Here is a 14640-nt window from a genome sequence, read left to right on the forward strand (position 1 = left end):
TTTGGCGTTTGGCGTTTGGCGTTTGGCGTTTGGCGTTTGGCGTTTGGCGTTTGGCGTTTGGCGTTTGGCGTTTGGCGTTTGGCGCTTGGCGTTCGGCGAACAGAAAGGATCGGGAGGGTGGTTTGCGTCGGCCGTCAGCGGTGTGTGTGGAATCGGTCGCACGTGACGACGCAGCGCGGGCCAGCGGATTCAGCCCGGGATAACCGGCTTGATCAATGTCGTCGTGATCGGCGCGAAGCCGCACGCACGATACAACGCGCGGGCCGCCGTGTTGTGATTGAACACCGACAGCCCGATCTCGGTGATGCCGTACCGGCGCGCCTCGGCATCGAGCGCATCGAGCGCGCGCGTGGCCCAGCCTTGGCGGCGCCGGGACGGGACGATGTCGAGATCGTAGATGAACAGCGTTCGGTTCGGCCCTTCGGGCACGATCGCGTACCAGAGGTCGCCCACCGCGTCGCCGGTGGCGCCGTCGATAAGCATGACGAGTGTCTGGCCGGATGTCCGCAGGCCGTCCGGCAGCAGCGTGTCGAAACAGGCGCGCGCACGATCGGCCGCGTCTTCGACAGCGTTTTGTCCGGATGAAACGAGATCGCGCGCGTAGCCGTCGATGGCTCGCGTGCGGTACGCATGGAATTCGCCGGCCGTCATCGGCCGCATCTGCAGCATGGCCCGGTCGCCGTGAAGGGAATCAGACTTCCAGTGTAGCGGGACCGTCGCGCCGGCGCGCGATGCGGCGGCGGAAAACGGGCAGGCAGGTACGGCAGGCGCCGCGCTGAATCAGCGAATCAGCGAATCAGCGAATCAGCGAATCAGCGAATCAGCGAATCAGCGAATCAGCGAATCAGCGAATCAGCGACGATACAGGACGATCGGCACGAGATGCGCACGGCGCACGCGCTCGGCTTCGACATGACGTGCAGCGTACGAGTATTCGGCGTCGAGCGGCAGGTGCGGCGATACGAACAGGTCGTCGATCTTTTGCAGCAGGGCAAGGATGAAGCTCATGTGAGACTCCTGACAGTTGTGTCTAGGGTTTTCCCTTAGACGGACTCCATTCTAAGGGTTTTCCCTGAACTCTGCCAGTACACCGCATCAGTTTGCCGCACGCGCGCCGCCACCGATCGCAGGCGCGGAACGGCGATCCTTGCCCCGTCGGGCTTCCAGGATAGGGTCGGAACGATCAGCGCGTGCGGCGGGCACGCTTCGCGACGGCCGCGTCGCGGTTCGCATTGCGCTGAAGCCGGTCGACCTGCGACAGGAGCGCTTCGTGGTGCTCCTCGAGCGTCAACAACGTCGCCTGCTGCGTCGACAGATCGGCCGCCAGGTGATCGATCCGCTGCTGCTTGGCGGCCGCGTCCTGCTTCAGGTGCGCGATCTGCCGCGTTTGCAGCATCAGCGCGACGAGCCCCGCCAGCACGACGACGGCCAGCGCCAGCAACAGGCGGTTGACGCGGCGCATCTCGCGATCGGCCGCGCGCGTCAAACCGTCCATGTCGGCCTGCAGCGCGGCGAGCCGGTCGGTCAGCGGACGCAGGTGCGTGTCAGGATCGAAGGCCGGCGCGGCCGGCTGCGTGCGTTCCGACGACGGCTTCGTCACGAAGGACGCGGCCGAAGCGACAGGCTGCGTGACCGGCGACGGCGAGGCGTGGGTCGGGACAGCGTCACGGATGTTCGCGGGGGTCGCGGGGGTCGCGGGGGTCGCGGGGGTCGCGGGGGTCGCGGGGGTCGCGGGGGTCGACGGCTCGACCGGTTGTGCCGGCGTCTGCGGCTCGACCGTCGAAGCGGCGTCCGGCGCCGGGTTCGATCCGGTCGCGTTCGGCGCCTTGTCGACGCTCGTTGCAACCGGCGCGGATTGCACCGACGTCGCGTCGCTTGCGCCGGCAGCCGCCCGGCGTTTGCCGCCCGACGACGAGCGGCGCTCCTTCACTGCGTCACCGGAAGATCGCCCTTCGCGGGATTTGACGGCCGCGACGCTGGCCGCCGCTTCGACAGCAGCTTTCGCGCCTTCGCCATCAGCCGCTTGCCGATCGGCCGTCTTTGCCGCGGCGACATCTGCCGCTTGCAGTCCGGTTGCCGTCACTGTTGCGCCATCGGCCACAGACAAATCGGCCGCCTTCGTTGCAACGCCATCGGCCGCATGCACATCGGCTGCCTTCGCTGCAACGCCATCGGCCGCAGGCACATCGTCGACCTTCATCGCAACGCCATCAGCCGCAGTCACACCGTCCGCTTTCACAGTAGCGCCGCCTTCAGGCGCCGAAACACCGTCAACCGCCACCGCGACTTCCGGCTTCACCGCGCCGTCAGCTTCCGCATGTCCCGCCGTACTCGTGCCCTCCGGCGCGCTGAACCCGTCCAGCGAGGCCTGCCGCCCGGCGGCCGCATCGTCCGCGACACCGGCCGCCGCTTCGGCTTCCGCAGCCGCTTCGTCGCGCGCCGTGACCGGCACCCGCTCGCCCGGCTCGAGCACCGGATCGCCGAACAGGTCGAGCGTCAGTTCGTCACGCGACGCATCGCCGGCCGGCGCGCTGCCGGGCCGCGACGTCGCCCTCGCGGACGTGCTGCCCGCGGCAGCCGCCGAGCGCTGGCGGGAACGGGCCGACGAACGATTGGAACGGGAACGGGAGCGAGGCGTGGAAACGGATTCGGTCATGGAGATCGGATAGCGGGCCCCGCGAGCGCGGAACCGGAAGTCGAACGGAATCGGTGGCCGGCCATTGTCGCACGCCCCGCAACCGATTCAGCCTATTCGTCGCCCGACAACCCGTTCCCTTCCTCGAAACGCGTGACGCCCCGCAACGCGCGCAGCTTGTCGCAGATCGCCCGGTATTCGAGCTCCGACACCCGCGCGAGCGCGATGCGCACCTCGTCGTGCTCGCCCGTGTCGTCGGCGCGCTGCACGATGAACTGCTTCACGCGCGCGCTGTCGGGGCCGAGCGCCGCGTGCAGCGAATCGAACGTCAGCGCGCCGCTCACCACCGTCAGCGCAAGCTGGCGCCGCTGGCGCACCGTGAAATAGCGCCGCTCCAGCGGCTTGATGCCGGCCAGGATGATCAGGATGATGATCGTCGCCGAAATCGACGCGACATAGAGCCCGCCGCCCACCGCGAGGCCGATCGCGGCGACCGACCACAGGCTCGCGGCCGTCGTCAGCCCGCGCACGATCTCGCCGCGCAGCAGGATCGAGCCCGCGCCGAGGAAGCCGATGCCCGACACGACCTGCGCGGCGATTCGCGACGGATCGAGCACGATGTGCTCGCTGCTGCCGAGCACGTCGGCGAAACCGAACGCCGACACGATCATGATCAGCGTCGAGCCGACGCACACGAGCATGTGCGTGCGCAGGCCGGCCGCCCACGACAGGCGCTCGCGCTCGAAGCCGATGACGCTGCCGAGCGCCGCCGCGAGAACGAGCCGCATCACAAGTTCCAGGTTGCTGAGCATCCGATTTATCTCCTTTTTCTGGTGCCGGCCGCGCGGAATGTTTTATCCTTGGCCCCGGCCGCGCCGATCCGGGCCGCGCCGACACGTTTCGAACCAAGCGCTCAACCCCGTCATGTCCGTTTCCGACTCCGCTTCCGCCCAGGCCGCCCAGCTGCGCCACCATTTCGCGCACGTCGTCTTGCCGATCTGGCGGGGTTCCGGGTTCGACCACACGTTGCGGCTGCCGTTCGAGGCCGTCGATCCGGCCACCCACGCGCCGCTGCCCGTCACCCGTTATCGCGCAATGGCCTGCGCGCGGCAACTGTTCGTGTTCGCGCAGGCCGGCGACACGGCACACGCGGCCACGCTGTTCGACGCGCTGTGCAGCCGCTTCCGCGACGCGCGCCACGGCGGCTGGATCTACAGCGTCGACGCGCAGGGCGCGCCGCTCGATACCACCAAGGATCTCTATACGCATGCGTTCATCGTGTTCGCGTGCGCCGCATGGCATGCGGCGTCGGGCGACGCCGCCGCGCGCGCGGTGGCCGAAGAAACCGCCGCGCTGATCCAGGACCGCTTCGCGCCGCGCCGCGGCGACGCGCTGCTCGATGCCGCGCGCCAAGCCGATTTCTCGTCATCCGGCAGCGGCGCGCTGCAGAATCCGCTGATGCACCTGACCGAAGCGTGGCTCGCGGCCGCCGACGCCTTCGGCGACGCGGCGTTCGACGACGCGCTCGCACGCACCGCGCAGGCCGTCGAGCGCACGTTCGTCGACGTGACAACCGGCTGCGTGGCCGAGCTGCCGCTCGGGGCGGCCGACAACCGTTTCGAGCCCGGCCATCAATTCGAGTGGTTCTATCTGGTCGATGCGGCCGGCGCACGGCTCGCGCAGACCGGGCTCCCCGACGCGCTGTCGCGCGCGTTCACGTTCGCGGAGCAATACGGCGTCGATGCGCAGACGGGCGGCGTCTGCGCGGCGCTCGACGCGCAAGGCGCGTGCATCGACGGCACGCAGCGGATCTGGGCGCAGACCGAGTACCTGCGCGCGCTCGCGACGCACGGCGGCACGCCGGCCTCCGCGCCGCTCGCGCAGCAGATCGAGCGCTTCGCCGCGCGCTTCCTGCATCCGCGCGGCTGGTTCGAGTGCAAGACGGCGGACGGGCAGGTGTCGCGCGCCGACATGCCGTCGACGACGCCCTACCATCTCGCGACCGCCTACGCGGCGCTGCCGGCCGGTTCGTAACCCGCGTCGGCAAACGACGGCGCCGCGCGTTCGCCACGTGCGGCGCGTTCGCCGCGCACATCGCCGAGTTCGAACACCGACACCGCCTGCATCAGGTGCGCGGTCTGGTCGTTCAGCGACGCAGCCGCCGCCGCGACTTGCTCCACCAGCGCCGCGTTCTGCTGCGTCAGCTGATCCATCTGCGTGACGGCCTGGTTCACCTGCTCGATCCCGACGCTCTGCTCGACCGACGCGGCCGTGATCTCGGACATCGTCTGCACGACGCGCGTGATCGATGCCGACACCGTCCGCATCGCATCGCCGGCGCGCTCGACGAGTTCCGCGCCGCCGTTGATCTGCGCGACCGAATCCTCGATCAGCACCTTGATCTCCTTCGCCGATTGCGCGCTGCGCTGCGCGAGCGAGCGCACTTCGCCCGCGACGACCGCGAAGCCGCGCCCCTGTTCGCCGGCCCGCGCGGCCTCGACCGCGGCGTTCAGCGCGAGGATGTTGGTCTGGAATGCGATGCCGTCGATCACCGAGATGATCTCCGCGATCCGCCCCGAACTCTGCGCGATGCCGCGCATCCGGTCGATCACGCTGTCGACCACGCCGCCGCCGTGACTCGTCGCTTCGAGCGCCGCGTCGGCCAGCGCGCTGGCCGCGCGTGCGCTGTCGGTGTTCTGCCGGACGGTCGCGGTCAATTCCTCCATGCTCGCGGCCGTTTCCTCGAGCGATGCGGCCTGCGTGCCCGTGCGCGCCGACAGGTCGGCGTTGCCGCCCGCGATCTCGCCCGCGCCGAGGTGGATCGCATCGGACGCGTGGCGCACCGTGCGCACGGTGCCCGCGATGCTCGTCTGCATCGCGGCGAGGCCGCGCAGCATCCGGTCGATCTCGAATACGCCGCCCGCCCGCACGGCTTCGTCCAGCCGGCCCTGCGCGATCCGCTCGAAATGGCGGCCCGCTTCATCCAGCGGCGCGACGACCGCGCGCCGCGCGGCTGCGTAGATCGCCGCGCTCGCCGCGAGCATCGCCACCAGCAGCGCGATGCCGACCGACTTGAACCAGAGTATGCCGCCGTCGATCGTGTCGAGCGCCGTGCGGCTCGATGCGCTGCCGTATTCGGCGAAGCGATGCAGTTCGGCGATGTAGGCATCCTGGATGCCTTGCGTCGGCTGGTCGAGGAAGGCCTGGATGTTGTCGGCGTCGAGGAACTGCACGAGTTCGCCAAGCGCGCCGCGCAGCGCGCGATAGCGCTCGGCGAGCGCCGCGACGCGCGCGCGGTTCGTGTCGTCGACCGGCTGCGCGGCCGTCAGCGCGGCGAACGCCTTGTCCGCGTCGGCAAGCGACGCGCCGGCATGGCGGATGATGTCCTCCGGCTTCGGGCCGCCGCGCACCATCCGCGTGCCGGCGCGCGACAGGTTGATGCGCGCGTCGAGCAGGTGCTCGGTCGCCTGGTTGGCCGCGTTGACCTGCGCGATCGCGACGTTCGACAGATCGTCGACGCCGCTGCGCGTCGACGCGAGCGCCCGGAAGCCGAGCGCTTCGATCGCGAACAGGAAGAGGCAAAACACGGTCAACACGCCGAGCAGACCCGACGCGAGCTTGATTTTTCCGAACATGGGGAGATTCCTGGAGAGCGGACGATGAGGCAATGCCCCGGCATTAGCGGCATTTCTTCGTCGGACTTTAGGAGCGGGTACTCAGGTGCGGCCGGCAAGGTGCGGCCAGCAACGCGGGCCAGTGACGCGCTTCGCTCGCGCATTCCCGTCGAATCGCCCGCAAACAAGAACATCTCCTGCATTCGACGCAATAATCGCGTCACATCGCGCCGGCAATTGCAGGAATCGCGGACGAATTTCCTTGCTTATCCTCAGCCCCCTTCCTAGAGTTCAGCGCAAGCGGGCACTCATTTCGAGGGAAGGCGATGACCGACATCACGGACCACGCGCGCGGCGCATTGCGTGCGCAACCGTTCAGCATGCTGCTGGGCACGGAGCTGATGCATATCGGCGACAACGAGGTGTCGCTGTGCCTGCACGTGCGCGACGAGCTGCGGCAGCAGCACGGTTTCGTGCACGGCGGCGTCATCAGCTATCTCGCCGACAACGCGCTGACGTTCGCCGGCGCGCTCGTGCTCGGCCCGCGCGTGATCACGGCCGAATACAAGATCAACTACCTGCGGCCGGCCGTGAACGGCACGCTCGTCGCCCGCGCGAAGCTCGTCTACGCGGGCCGGCACCAGGCAACCTGCCAGTGTCATGTGTTCGTCATCGACGGCGATCACGAGCGGCTCGTCGCGATCGCGCAAGGCACGATCAACCGCGTCGGCGACGGCAAGATGCCGGATACGCCTGAAGAAACGGCCTGATGAAACCGCCTGAACACGGCCCGAGCGGTCGGCATCCGATACCGCGCAACGGCGCGCCTCCGCGCCGCTAACTCGCGTCGTCTGCCGTCAGCGGCAGAAACCGCGGCGCCACGCGCGCCCGCACGTTGCCGTTCTCGTCGGTCCGATAGATCCCGCGCGCCGCGTTGTGCGGATGCCGCGCCGCGTCGGCCACGCTCAATACCGGCGCGAAACACGCGTCGGTGCCTTCGAGCAGCGCGCGCCAGTGCGCGGACGGCTGCTGCGCAAACACGTCGGCGAAACGCGCCTTCAGCGCGGGCCAGCGCGCGCGGTCGTACTGCGACGCCGGATCGACGTCGGTCAGCCCGAGCCGTTCGACCAGCAGCGCATAGAACGGCGGCTCGAGCGCGCCGATCGTCACGCATTCGCCGTCCGCGCAGCGATACACGTCGTAGAACGGCGCGTCATGAAAGAGGCTCGGCTGCGCGCCGTCGAGCTGCCCGTTCGCACGCGCCCACAGCGCGAGCGAACCGAGCATCGACACGATGTCGACGATCGAGCCGTCGACCACGCGCCCCGGCCCGCCGCCGCGCACGTCGAACAGCGCGCAGACGATCCCGAACGCGAGCCCGAGCGCGCCGCCCGCATCGCCGACGACGGTCGGCGGCAGGCCCGGCCTACCGTCGTTCGGTGCCGATAGCGACAGCAGCCCCGTCAGCGCGACATAGTTCAGGTCGTGCCCGGCCGCGGCCGCGAGCGGGCCGTGCTGGCCCCAGCCGGTCATCCGCCCGTACACGAGCTTCGGGTTGCGGCGTGCGCAATCTTCGGGCCCGAGGCCGAGCCGCTCCATCACGCCGGGCCGCAGCCCCTCGATCAGCGCATCGGCCTGCGCGATCAGTTCGAGCGCGGCATCGCGGCCGGCCGCCGCCTTCAGGTCGAGCTCGACGATCGCCTTGCCTTCGCGCAGCAGGTCGCCGTCGCGGCCCCGCAGCGCGTCCGGCGCGCTCGTGCGGCCGGATGGCCGCGCGATCAGCGTGATCCGCGCGCCCATCCCGGCGAGCATCCAGCCCGCGAGCGGGCCGGGGCCGAGACCTTCGAATTCGACGATGTGGATGCCGGCAAGCGGCGCGTTCAATGGCATTGCGACCTCGCTGAAATGCAACCGGGACAGGGGCAAGGAAACGCATCGATTCTATGCGAATGCGTGCAACGGGCACGGCACGAACGATGGCCGGGCCGATACACGGGATCGATGTCCCGGCCGCATCGCCATCGCTCGCCCTCGAGCGTCGTCAGGCACCGGCACGCGCCCGATGCCGGCAAGGCCCGGCGCACGGGCCGGCCTCGCGCGGCTAGCCGGCCGCCTCGTCGGCGCGCTCGGCCAGCGCTTCCCGCATCGCCCGCACGATCGCGTCGCGATGCGCGTCGATCCGCTCGACGGGCCCGGCCACGCCCATCGCCAGCGGCAGACCGTTCCAGCCGTCCGCGATCACCATCGAGACCATCGCGGCGCCCTGCGTCACCGTATGCGCCGAATATGAATAGCCGTTCCGGCGCGTCTGCTCGACCTTGTCCAGCACGATGTCCTCGTCGATCGTCCTGCCCGACTTCCCGAACCGCCGGATGCTGCGCGCCACGAGCCGGCGGATCGTGCTGTCCGGCTGGATGCTCAGCAGCGCCCAGCCGAGGCTCGACATGCAGATCTCGCGGCGCGTGCCGATCGGCGCATAGAACTGGATCGGAATCCTATGGGAGCCCGCGACCGCGTCGATGTACTGCACGTACAGATCGCTCTGCACCGCGATCACGACCGCCTCGTGCGTGCGGGCCGCCAGTCGCATCGCGACGGCGTGCCAGTGCCGCCGGCTGCCTGCCGCCGAATCGACGAGCGCTTCGCCGAGATTGACGAGCCGCGCGGTGGGCGCATAGGCATGCGTCGCGTCGTCGTACGCGAGATAGCCGAGCGCCTTCATGCTGGTCAGCAGCGCCGCCGCGCTCGACCCCGGATAGCCGCAGCGCGTGGCGATCTCGCGCACGCTCAGCGGCCGCTGCAATGTGCTGAAGAGTTCCAGCACCTCGAACACGCGCGCCGCGCTCTTGACCACGTTTCCGCTCATCCCGCCTCTCCGCACGCAACCGGGACGGGGCCTTCCACATATGTGGAAGGGAATTTCCCGCCGCCAACCGTCGTGACGATACTAGGCTTCGACCCGCGGCGTGAAGTCCCGCGGCACAGAACTCACGGAGACACCATGGCAGCCTTTCTGATCCGCGAACGGCAGGGACCGATCCTGACCGTCACGATGAACCGTCCCGAAACCCGCAACGCCATTTCGGACACCGATGCGATTGACGCGCTGACCGAATGCTGCGACGACGCGAATCGCGACGAATCGATCCGCGTGCTGATCCTGACCGGCGCCGGCGCGGCGTTTTCGTCGGGCGGCAACGTGAAGACGATGCGCGCGTTCATCGAATCGGACCCGCACGATCTCGCGGCGATCCGGACGAGCTATCGCCGCGGCATACAGCGCGTGGCGCACGCGTTCCAGCAGCTCGAAGTGCCGGCCATCGCGGCGGTCAACGGCCCGGCCATCGGCGCCGGCACCGATCTCGCATGCATGTGCGACATCCGCATTGCCGCCGACAGCGCACGCTTCGCCGAGAGCTTCATCACGCTCGGCCTTGTGCCGGGCGACGGCGGCGCGTGGTTCCTGCCGCAGATCGTCGGCGCCGCCGTCGCCGCGGAAATGTCGTTCACGGGCGACGCGCTGGACGCACAGGCGGCGCTGCGCTGCGGGCTCGTGTCGCGCGTCGTTCCCGACGGCGACCTCCTCGCGCACGCGCACGAACTGGCCGGCCGCATCGCCCGCCACTCGGGCACCGCGTTGCGCCTGACCAAGCGGCTGCTGCGCGAAGGCCGGCACGCGAGCCTCGACACGCTGCTCGACCTGTCGGCCTCGTACCAGGCGTTCGCGCACGCCACACCCGAACATCGCGCGGCGGTGAACGCGCTGTTCGCCGCGCGCGGCTGAACCGGCGGCACGTCGAACGCCGTGCGGCCGGCGCGTGCCGGCATGCCGGACCATCGAATCCCACATCGAAGGAAACATCGTCATGACCAGCAACAACGAAGGCGCGCTCGCGGGCGTGCGCGTGGTGGACCTGAGCCGCGTTTATGCGGGGCCGTTCTGCGCGCAGACGCTCGCGGACCACGGCGCGGACGTCATCAAGATCGAACCGCCGCAAGGCGACGAGACGCGCGACTGGGGGCCCGCGATGCCGGGCGGCATCTCCAGCTACTACTGGGGGCTCAACCGCAACAAGCGCAATCTCGCGCTCGACCTGTCGCATCCCGACGGACGCGACGTGCTGTTCCGCCTGCTCGAGACGGCCGACGTGCTGGTCGACAACTTCAAGCAGGGCACGCTCGAACGCTGGGGCATCGGATACGAAGACTGCCTGCGCGAACGCTTCCCGCGCCTCGTGCATTGTTCGATCTCCGGATACGGCACCGACGGCCCGCTCGCGCGGTTTCCGGGCTACGACGCCGTCGCGCAAGGGCTGGCCGGCTTCATGTCGATCAACGGCGAACCGGGCGGCATGCCGCTCAAGGTGCCGTTTCCGGTCGTCGATTTCGCGGCCGGCCTGAGCGCCGTGTCGAGCATCCTGCTCGCGCTGGTCGAACGGACGCGCTCCGGTCTCGGGCAGCACGTCGACATCGACCTGTTCAGCACCGCACTGTCGATGCTGCACCCGGTCAGCACGAGCTGGATGGCAACCGGTGACGTTCCCGTCGCGACCGGCAACGTGTATGGCGCGATCGCACCGTACGGCGTCTATCCGTGCAAGGACAAGCCGGTGGCGACGGGCGCCGGCAACAACCGCACGTTCGCGCGGCTCGTCGAAGCGCTCGGCGTGCCCGAGCTTGCGCGCGATCCGCGGTTCGCGACCAACGCGCAGCGCGTCGCGCATCGCGACGCGCTCGATACGCTGCTCGGGCAACTGACCGCCGAACTGAGCGCCGACGACGTCGTCGAACGGCTGCTGCACGCGGGCGTCGCGACGGGGCCGGTCAACACCGTGGCCGATGCATTCGGTCATCCGCAGGCGGCGCGCAACGCGATGTTCGTCAATACCGATGCGTACACCGGCGCGGGCATCCCGGCCAAACTCTCCCGCACACCCGGATCGATACGCCGGCCGCCCCGGCCGTTCGCCGCCGACACCGACGCCGTGCTCGATGCGTTCGGCATCGACGCGGCCCGTCGGGATGCGTTGCGGCAGGCGGGCGTGCTCCACGACACGCGCGCAACCGCGACCGGGAGCACGTCATGACCACGTCGAGCACGTTTTCTTCGCTGACGGACAACGACGCCCCGTCGATCCTGCGCAACGACGACGACGGCATCGCATGGTTGACGATCCATCGCCCGCACGTCGCCAACGCATTGTCCGCCGAAGCGATCCGGCGCCTGTGCGACGAACTGGTCACGCTCGACGACAACCCCGCGATTCGCGTCATCGTCATCCGCGGTGCCGGCGAACGCGCCTTCAGCGCGGGCATCGATCTCGGCGATCCCGAGATGCGCGGGATGCGGCCGATGCGCGGGCTCGCACGCAACGTGCACGAGCTGATCCTGGAGCTGCGCAAGCCGACCATCGCGGCCATCAACGGCTTCGCCGTCGGCGGCGGCTTTGAAATCGCGCTCGCCTGCGATCTGCGGATCGCCGCCGATCACGCGTATTTCGCGCTGCCCGAAGCGCGGGTCGGCATGGGCGCGAACTTCGCGAGCGTGCTGCTGCCGCGCATGCTGCCGCGCGCCGTCGCGATGGAGCTGCTGTTCACGGGCCGCCGCTTCGACGCGGACGAAGCGCAGCGCGTCGGGTTGCTGAACCGCGTCGTACCCGGCGCCGCGCTCGACGACACCGTGCGCGAACTGGCGCTGGCGATCGCCGCGAACGCGCCGCTCACGATCCGCCGCATCAAGGAAACCGCGACACGCAGCCAGGGCTTGCCGGTTGCCGCGGCGCTGCGGCTGGACGTCGGCCCCGACGTCTATGCGAGCGAGGACCGGATCGAAGGCGCCCGCGCGTTTCTCGAGAAGCGCAAGCCGGTATTCAAGGGCCGCTGAGCCCGACGCGGCACAACGGGCGACACGACGCGCGCAACCGCTCCCAGAACGCGGGCGCGCAAAAAAAAAGACATGGAACGGAGACACCTTCATGCAACGGAAAGCATTCCTGGTCGGCGCGTGCGTGCTGTGCGCGTCGCCGGCGCAAGCGTCGTCGGTCACGCTGTACGGGATCGTCGACAGCTACGTCGAATTCGATCGCATCGGCAGCCTGTCGAGCGTGCGGCAGAGCGGCGGCGGATCGGCGACCAGCCGCATCGGGCTGACGGGCGTCGAGGATCTCGGCGGCGGCACGTCGACGAAGTTCGTGCTGGAAAGCGGCTTCTCGCCTGCCGACGGATCGTTCCAGGGCGGCACGCTGTTCTACCGGCAGGCATACGTCTCGCTGCAGAGCACCCGCTACGGCGACCTCCGGCTCGGCCGGCAATACACGCCTGCGTTCTACGTCGTGTACGACGGCGATCCGTTCGGACTCAACGAGCGAATGTCGCCGCTCGCGCTGCTCGCGACGTCGACGGACACGATCACGAGCAACACGACGCCGCCGATTCCGCGCTTCAACCAGGCGGCGTCGTATCTCAGCCCCGACCGGAACGGCCTGCGCGTGATGGCCACGTACGGCTTTCCGACGCCGAACGCGCTGTCCACGCAGGCCGGACGCAACTATGGCGCCGGGCTTCAGTACCGGATCGGCGGGCTCTATCTCGGCGCGGGCTTCCAGGGCGACGTGTCGGCCGGCAACCTGTCGCCCGTCGTCTACCCGTCGACGACCCGCCATTACGTGTTCGCGGCCAACTACGCATTCGCGCGCGTCAAGCTGTACGCCGCGTTTCTCCATGGCGTCAGCACGGCGCCGAACCTGCCCGCGTTCTCGACCGCGAGCGTCGGCGCATCGATCAACGTCGGCGCGCTCGATCGCGTGCTCGTGTCGGTCGTGCGCCGCGACGTGAAAGGCTCGGCGAACGACGCGACCGCGCTCGGCGTCGGGTACGACCATCCGCTGTCGAAGCGGACTTCGCTCTACGCGCGCTATCTCTACCTGAAGAACGGCGGCAACGCACGCAACACGGTCGTCGCCGGCCTGCAGCCGCAACCGGGCGGCACCGAGCAGGTGTTCGCGCTCGGCATCGTTCACCGCTTCTGACGGAGTGCCCATGACCCCGACCCTTTCCACCCACCCGACCGCCGTCGAAGATGGCGCGACGCGGGCGCTCTACCGCCGGATCTCGCGCCGGCTGCTGCCGTTCCTGATCCTCTGCTACACGCTGTCGTTCATCGACCGGATCAACATCGGCTTCGCGCACGCGCAGATGGCCGCCGAACTGCACTTCTCCGACGCCGTCTACGGGCTCGGCGCGGGCATCTTCTTCATCGGCTACATGGCATTCGAGATTCCGAGCAACGCGTTGCTCGTGCGGATCGGCGCGCGCAGGACGATCGCACGAATCATGGTGCTGTGGGGGCTCGGCTCGGCCGCGACGATGTTCGTCACGACGCCCGCGCAGTTCTATGCGTGCCGGTTCCTGCTGGGCGTGTTCGAGGCCGGCTTCTTCCCCGGCATCCTGTTCTATCTCGGCGCGTGGTATCCGCCGAAGCAGCGCGCGAAGGCGTTCGCGCTCTTCATGACGGCGCTGTACCTCGCGGGGCTCATCGCCGGGCCCGTGTCGGGCGCGATCCTCACGTTCTTCGACGGTGCAGCCGGCCTGAGCGGCTGGCAATGGCTGTTCCTCGTGGAAGGGCTGCCGAGCAGCGCGATCGGCATCGTCGCGCTGCAGTTTCTCGACGACCGGCCGGATGACGCACGCTGGCTGTCGGTCGCCGACAAGGCCGCGTTGCGCGCCGAACACGCGCATGCCGAAGCCGGCACGCCGGGGGCGAACGCGGCGCGGCCGCTGCTCGCGCACCGCGATTTCTGGCTGCTGTGCGCGGCCAATTTTGCGATCGCGGCCGCCGGCTACGCGCTCGTGTTCTGGATGCCCGTGATCCTGCATCGCGGCGGCCTGCATGGCGCGATGCAGATCGGGCTGCTGTCCGCGCTGCCCTATCTGTGCGGCATCGTCGGCATGCTCGGAATGGGCTGGCGCACCGAGCGCCGGCGCGAATGGCGCGGGCACGGCGCGGTCGCGATGCTCGCCTGCGCGGCGGCACTCGCCGGGCTGGCGAGCGTCGACGGCACGCCGCACCTGATGATCGCGCTCTGCATCGCGGTCGCCGCGCACGCCGCGGCGCTGCCCGCGTTCTGGGTGCTGCCGGGGCTCGCGCTGCCCAAGCGCTCGATGGCGGTCGCGATCGCGGCGATCACGATGTCCGGCGCGATCGGCGGGTTCGCGAGCCCATTCCTGATGGGCGTGCTCAACACGGTCACCGGATCGATGCGCGGCGGACTCTATTTCAACGCGGCACTGCTCGCGGCCGGCTGCGTGGCGCTGCTCGGCACGCTGCGCGCGCGGGCTGCGCCGCTTCCAGCCGCGCGCTGACCGCGCCGGTTTCCTTCACTCACTCATTGA

At 69.4% G+C, this 14640-nt stretch carries 14 protein-coding genes; 7 read left to right on the top strand and 7 right to left on the bottom strand.

Annotation, left to right across the window (positions count from 1 at the left end):
• Positions 1–189: 189 nt before the first annotated feature.
• From KVT39_RS23070 to KVT39_RS23085, 4 genes are all read right to left on the bottom strand, one after another.
• The gene (locus KVT39_RS23070; RefSeq protein WP_105390546.1) at positions 190–669 is read right to left on the bottom strand and encodes a GNAT family N-acetyltransferase; all 480 of its coding nucleotides are present in this window, start codon (positions 667–669) and stop codon (positions 190–192) included.
• Positions 670–852: 183 nt separating this feature from the next.
• Positions 853–1008, bottom strand: a complete 156-nt coding sequence (locus KVT39_RS23075; protein ID WP_165948122.1) for a hypothetical protein — start codon at positions 1006–1008, stop codon at positions 853–855.
• A 175-nt stretch (positions 1009–1183) separates the two neighbouring features.
• Complete coding sequence (locus KVT39_RS23080) at positions 1184–2656, bottom strand: flagellar hook-length control protein FliK (RefSeq protein ID WP_217590286.1); 1473 nt, start codon at positions 2654–2656, stop codon at positions 1184–1186.
• Positions 2657–2748: 92 nt separating this feature from the next.
• Positions 2749–3447: an MgtC/SapB family protein gene (locus KVT39_RS23085; RefSeq protein ID WP_034181641.1), complete on the bottom strand. Its 699-nt coding sequence runs from the start codon at positions 3445–3447 to the stop codon at positions 2749–2751.
• A gap of 112 nt (positions 3448–3559) precedes the next feature.
• Between KVT39_RS23085 and KVT39_RS23090 the strand changes: the two genes are divergently transcribed.
• Positions 3560–4669: an AGE family epimerase/isomerase gene (locus KVT39_RS23090; RefSeq protein ID WP_217590287.1), complete on the top strand. Its 1110-nt coding sequence runs from the start codon at positions 3560–3562 to the stop codon at positions 4667–4669.
• Here KVT39_RS23090 and KVT39_RS23095 read toward each other — a convergent pair.
• The gene (locus KVT39_RS23095) at positions 4642–6270 is read right to left on the bottom strand and encodes a methyl-accepting chemotaxis protein (RefSeq protein WP_105390549.1); all 1629 of its coding nucleotides are present in this window, start codon (positions 6268–6270) and stop codon (positions 4642–4644) included. The two genes, KVT39_RS23090 and KVT39_RS23095, sit on opposite strands and share 28 nt — an antisense overlap.
• Before the next feature lie 305 nt (positions 6271–6575).
• Between KVT39_RS23095 and KVT39_RS23100 the strand changes: the two genes are divergently transcribed.
• Positions 6576–7019, top strand: a complete 444-nt coding sequence (locus tag KVT39_RS23100; RefSeq protein ID WP_034181638.1) for a PaaI family thioesterase — start codon at positions 6576–6578, stop codon at positions 7017–7019.
• Between the two features lie 67 nt (positions 7020–7086).
• Here the strand turns inward: KVT39_RS23100 and KVT39_RS23105 are convergent, their stop codons facing one another.
• Both KVT39_RS23105 and KVT39_RS23110 read right to left on the bottom strand, forming a co-directional pair.
• Positions 7087–8139: a CaiB/BaiF CoA-transferase family protein gene (locus tag KVT39_RS23105; protein WP_217590288.1), complete on the bottom strand. Its 1053-nt coding sequence runs from the start codon at positions 8137–8139 to the stop codon at positions 7087–7089.
• Between the two features lie 211 nt (positions 8140–8350).
• Positions 8351–9115, bottom strand: coding sequence for an IclR family transcriptional regulator (locus KVT39_RS23110; RefSeq protein ID WP_034181637.1), 765 nt, complete (start codon positions 9113–9115; stop codon positions 8351–8353).
• Positions 9116–9250: 135 nt separating this feature from the next.
• Here KVT39_RS23110 and KVT39_RS23115 point away from each other — a divergent pair, with 135 nt between their 5' ends.
• The 5 genes from KVT39_RS23115 to KVT39_RS23135 all read left to right on the top strand — a co-directional run bounded on the left by KVT39_RS23115 (position 9251) and on the right by KVT39_RS23135 (position 14610).
• The gene (locus KVT39_RS23115; RefSeq protein ID WP_034181636.1) at positions 9251–10033 is read left to right on the top strand and encodes a crotonase/enoyl-CoA hydratase family protein; all 783 of its coding nucleotides are present in this window, start codon (positions 9251–9253) and stop codon (positions 10031–10033) included.
• An 82-nt stretch (positions 10034–10115) separates the two neighbouring features.
• Positions 10116–11336, top strand: coding sequence for a CaiB/BaiF CoA-transferase family protein (locus tag KVT39_RS23120; RefSeq protein WP_034181635.1), 1221 nt, complete (start codon positions 10116–10118; stop codon positions 11334–11336).
• Positions 11333–12133, top strand: coding sequence for an enoyl-CoA hydratase/isomerase family protein (locus tag KVT39_RS23125; RefSeq protein WP_217590289.1), 801 nt, complete (start codon positions 11333–11335; stop codon positions 12131–12133). Before KVT39_RS23120 ends, KVT39_RS23125 begins: the two co-directional genes overlap by 4 nt.
• A 91-nt stretch (positions 12134–12224) precedes the next feature.
• On the top strand, positions 12225–13277 hold the full coding sequence (locus KVT39_RS23130; protein ID WP_217590290.1) for a porin: 1053 nt from the start codon (positions 12225–12227) through the stop codon (positions 13275–13277).
• Positions 13278–13287: 10 nt separating this feature from the next.
• On the top strand, positions 13288–14610 hold the full coding sequence (locus KVT39_RS23135) for an MFS transporter (RefSeq protein ID WP_217590291.1): 1323 nt from the start codon (positions 13288–13290) through the stop codon (positions 14608–14610).
• Positions 14611–14640 lie beyond the last annotated feature (30 nt).

The organism is Burkholderia sp. GbtcB21, from assembly GCF_019091065.1.
Taxonomy (GTDB): Bacteria; Pseudomonadota; Gammaproteobacteria; order Burkholderiales; family Burkholderiaceae; genus Burkholderia; species Burkholderia pyrrocinia_C.

Excerpts from the sequence above, each read along its gene's own strand:
- KVT39_RS23090 (WP_217590287.1), top strand. The coding sequence starts at position 3,560 with ATGTCCGTTTCCGACTCCGCTTCCGCCCAGGCCGCCCAGCTGCGCCAC.
- KVT39_RS23125 (WP_217590289.1), top strand. The coding sequence starts at position 11,333 with ATGACCACGTCGAGCACGTTTTCTTCGCTGACGGACAACGACGCCCCG.
- KVT39_RS23120 (WP_034181635.1), top strand. The coding sequence starts at position 10,116 with ATGACCAGCAACAACGAAGGCGCGCTCGCGGGCGTGCGCGTGGTGGAC.
- KVT39_RS23110 (WP_034181637.1), bottom strand. The coding sequence starts at position 9,115 with ATGAGCGGAAACGTGGTCAAGAGCGCGGCGCGCGTGTTCGAGGTGCTG.
- KVT39_RS23100 (WP_034181638.1), top strand. The coding sequence starts at position 6,576 with ATGACCGACATCACGGACCACGCGCGCGGCGCATTGCGTGCGCAACCG.
- KVT39_RS23115 (WP_034181636.1), top strand. The coding sequence starts at position 9,251 with ATGGCAGCCTTTCTGATCCGCGAACGGCAGGGACCGATCCTGACCGTC.
- KVT39_RS23135 (WP_217590291.1), top strand. The coding sequence starts at position 13,288 with ATGACCCCGACCCTTTCCACCCACCCGACCGCCGTCGAAGATGGCGCG.
- KVT39_RS23130 (WP_217590290.1), top strand. The coding sequence starts at position 12,225 with ATGCAACGGAAAGCATTCCTGGTCGGCGCGTGCGTGCTGTGCGCGTCG.
- KVT39_RS23070 (WP_105390546.1), bottom strand. The coding sequence starts at position 669 with ATGCTGCAGATGCGGCCGATGACGGCCGGCGAATTCCATGCGTACCGC.
- KVT39_RS23095 (WP_105390549.1), bottom strand. The coding sequence starts at position 6,270 with ATGTTCGGAAAAATCAAGCTCGCGTCGGGTCTGCTCGGCGTGTTGACC.
- KVT39_RS23085 (WP_034181641.1), bottom strand. The coding sequence starts at position 3,447 with ATGCTCAGCAACCTGGAACTTGTGATGCGGCTCGTTCTCGCGGCGGCG.
- KVT39_RS23080 (WP_217590286.1), bottom strand. The coding sequence starts at position 2,656 with ATGACCGAATCCGTTTCCACGCCTCGCTCCCGTTCCCGTTCCAATCGT.
- KVT39_RS23105 (WP_217590288.1), bottom strand. The coding sequence starts at position 8,139 with ATGCCATTGAACGCGCCGCTTGCCGGCATCCACATCGTCGAATTCGAA.
- KVT39_RS23075 (WP_165948122.1), bottom strand. The coding sequence starts at position 1,008 with ATGAGCTTCATCCTTGCCCTGCTGCAAAAGATCGACGACCTGTTCGTA.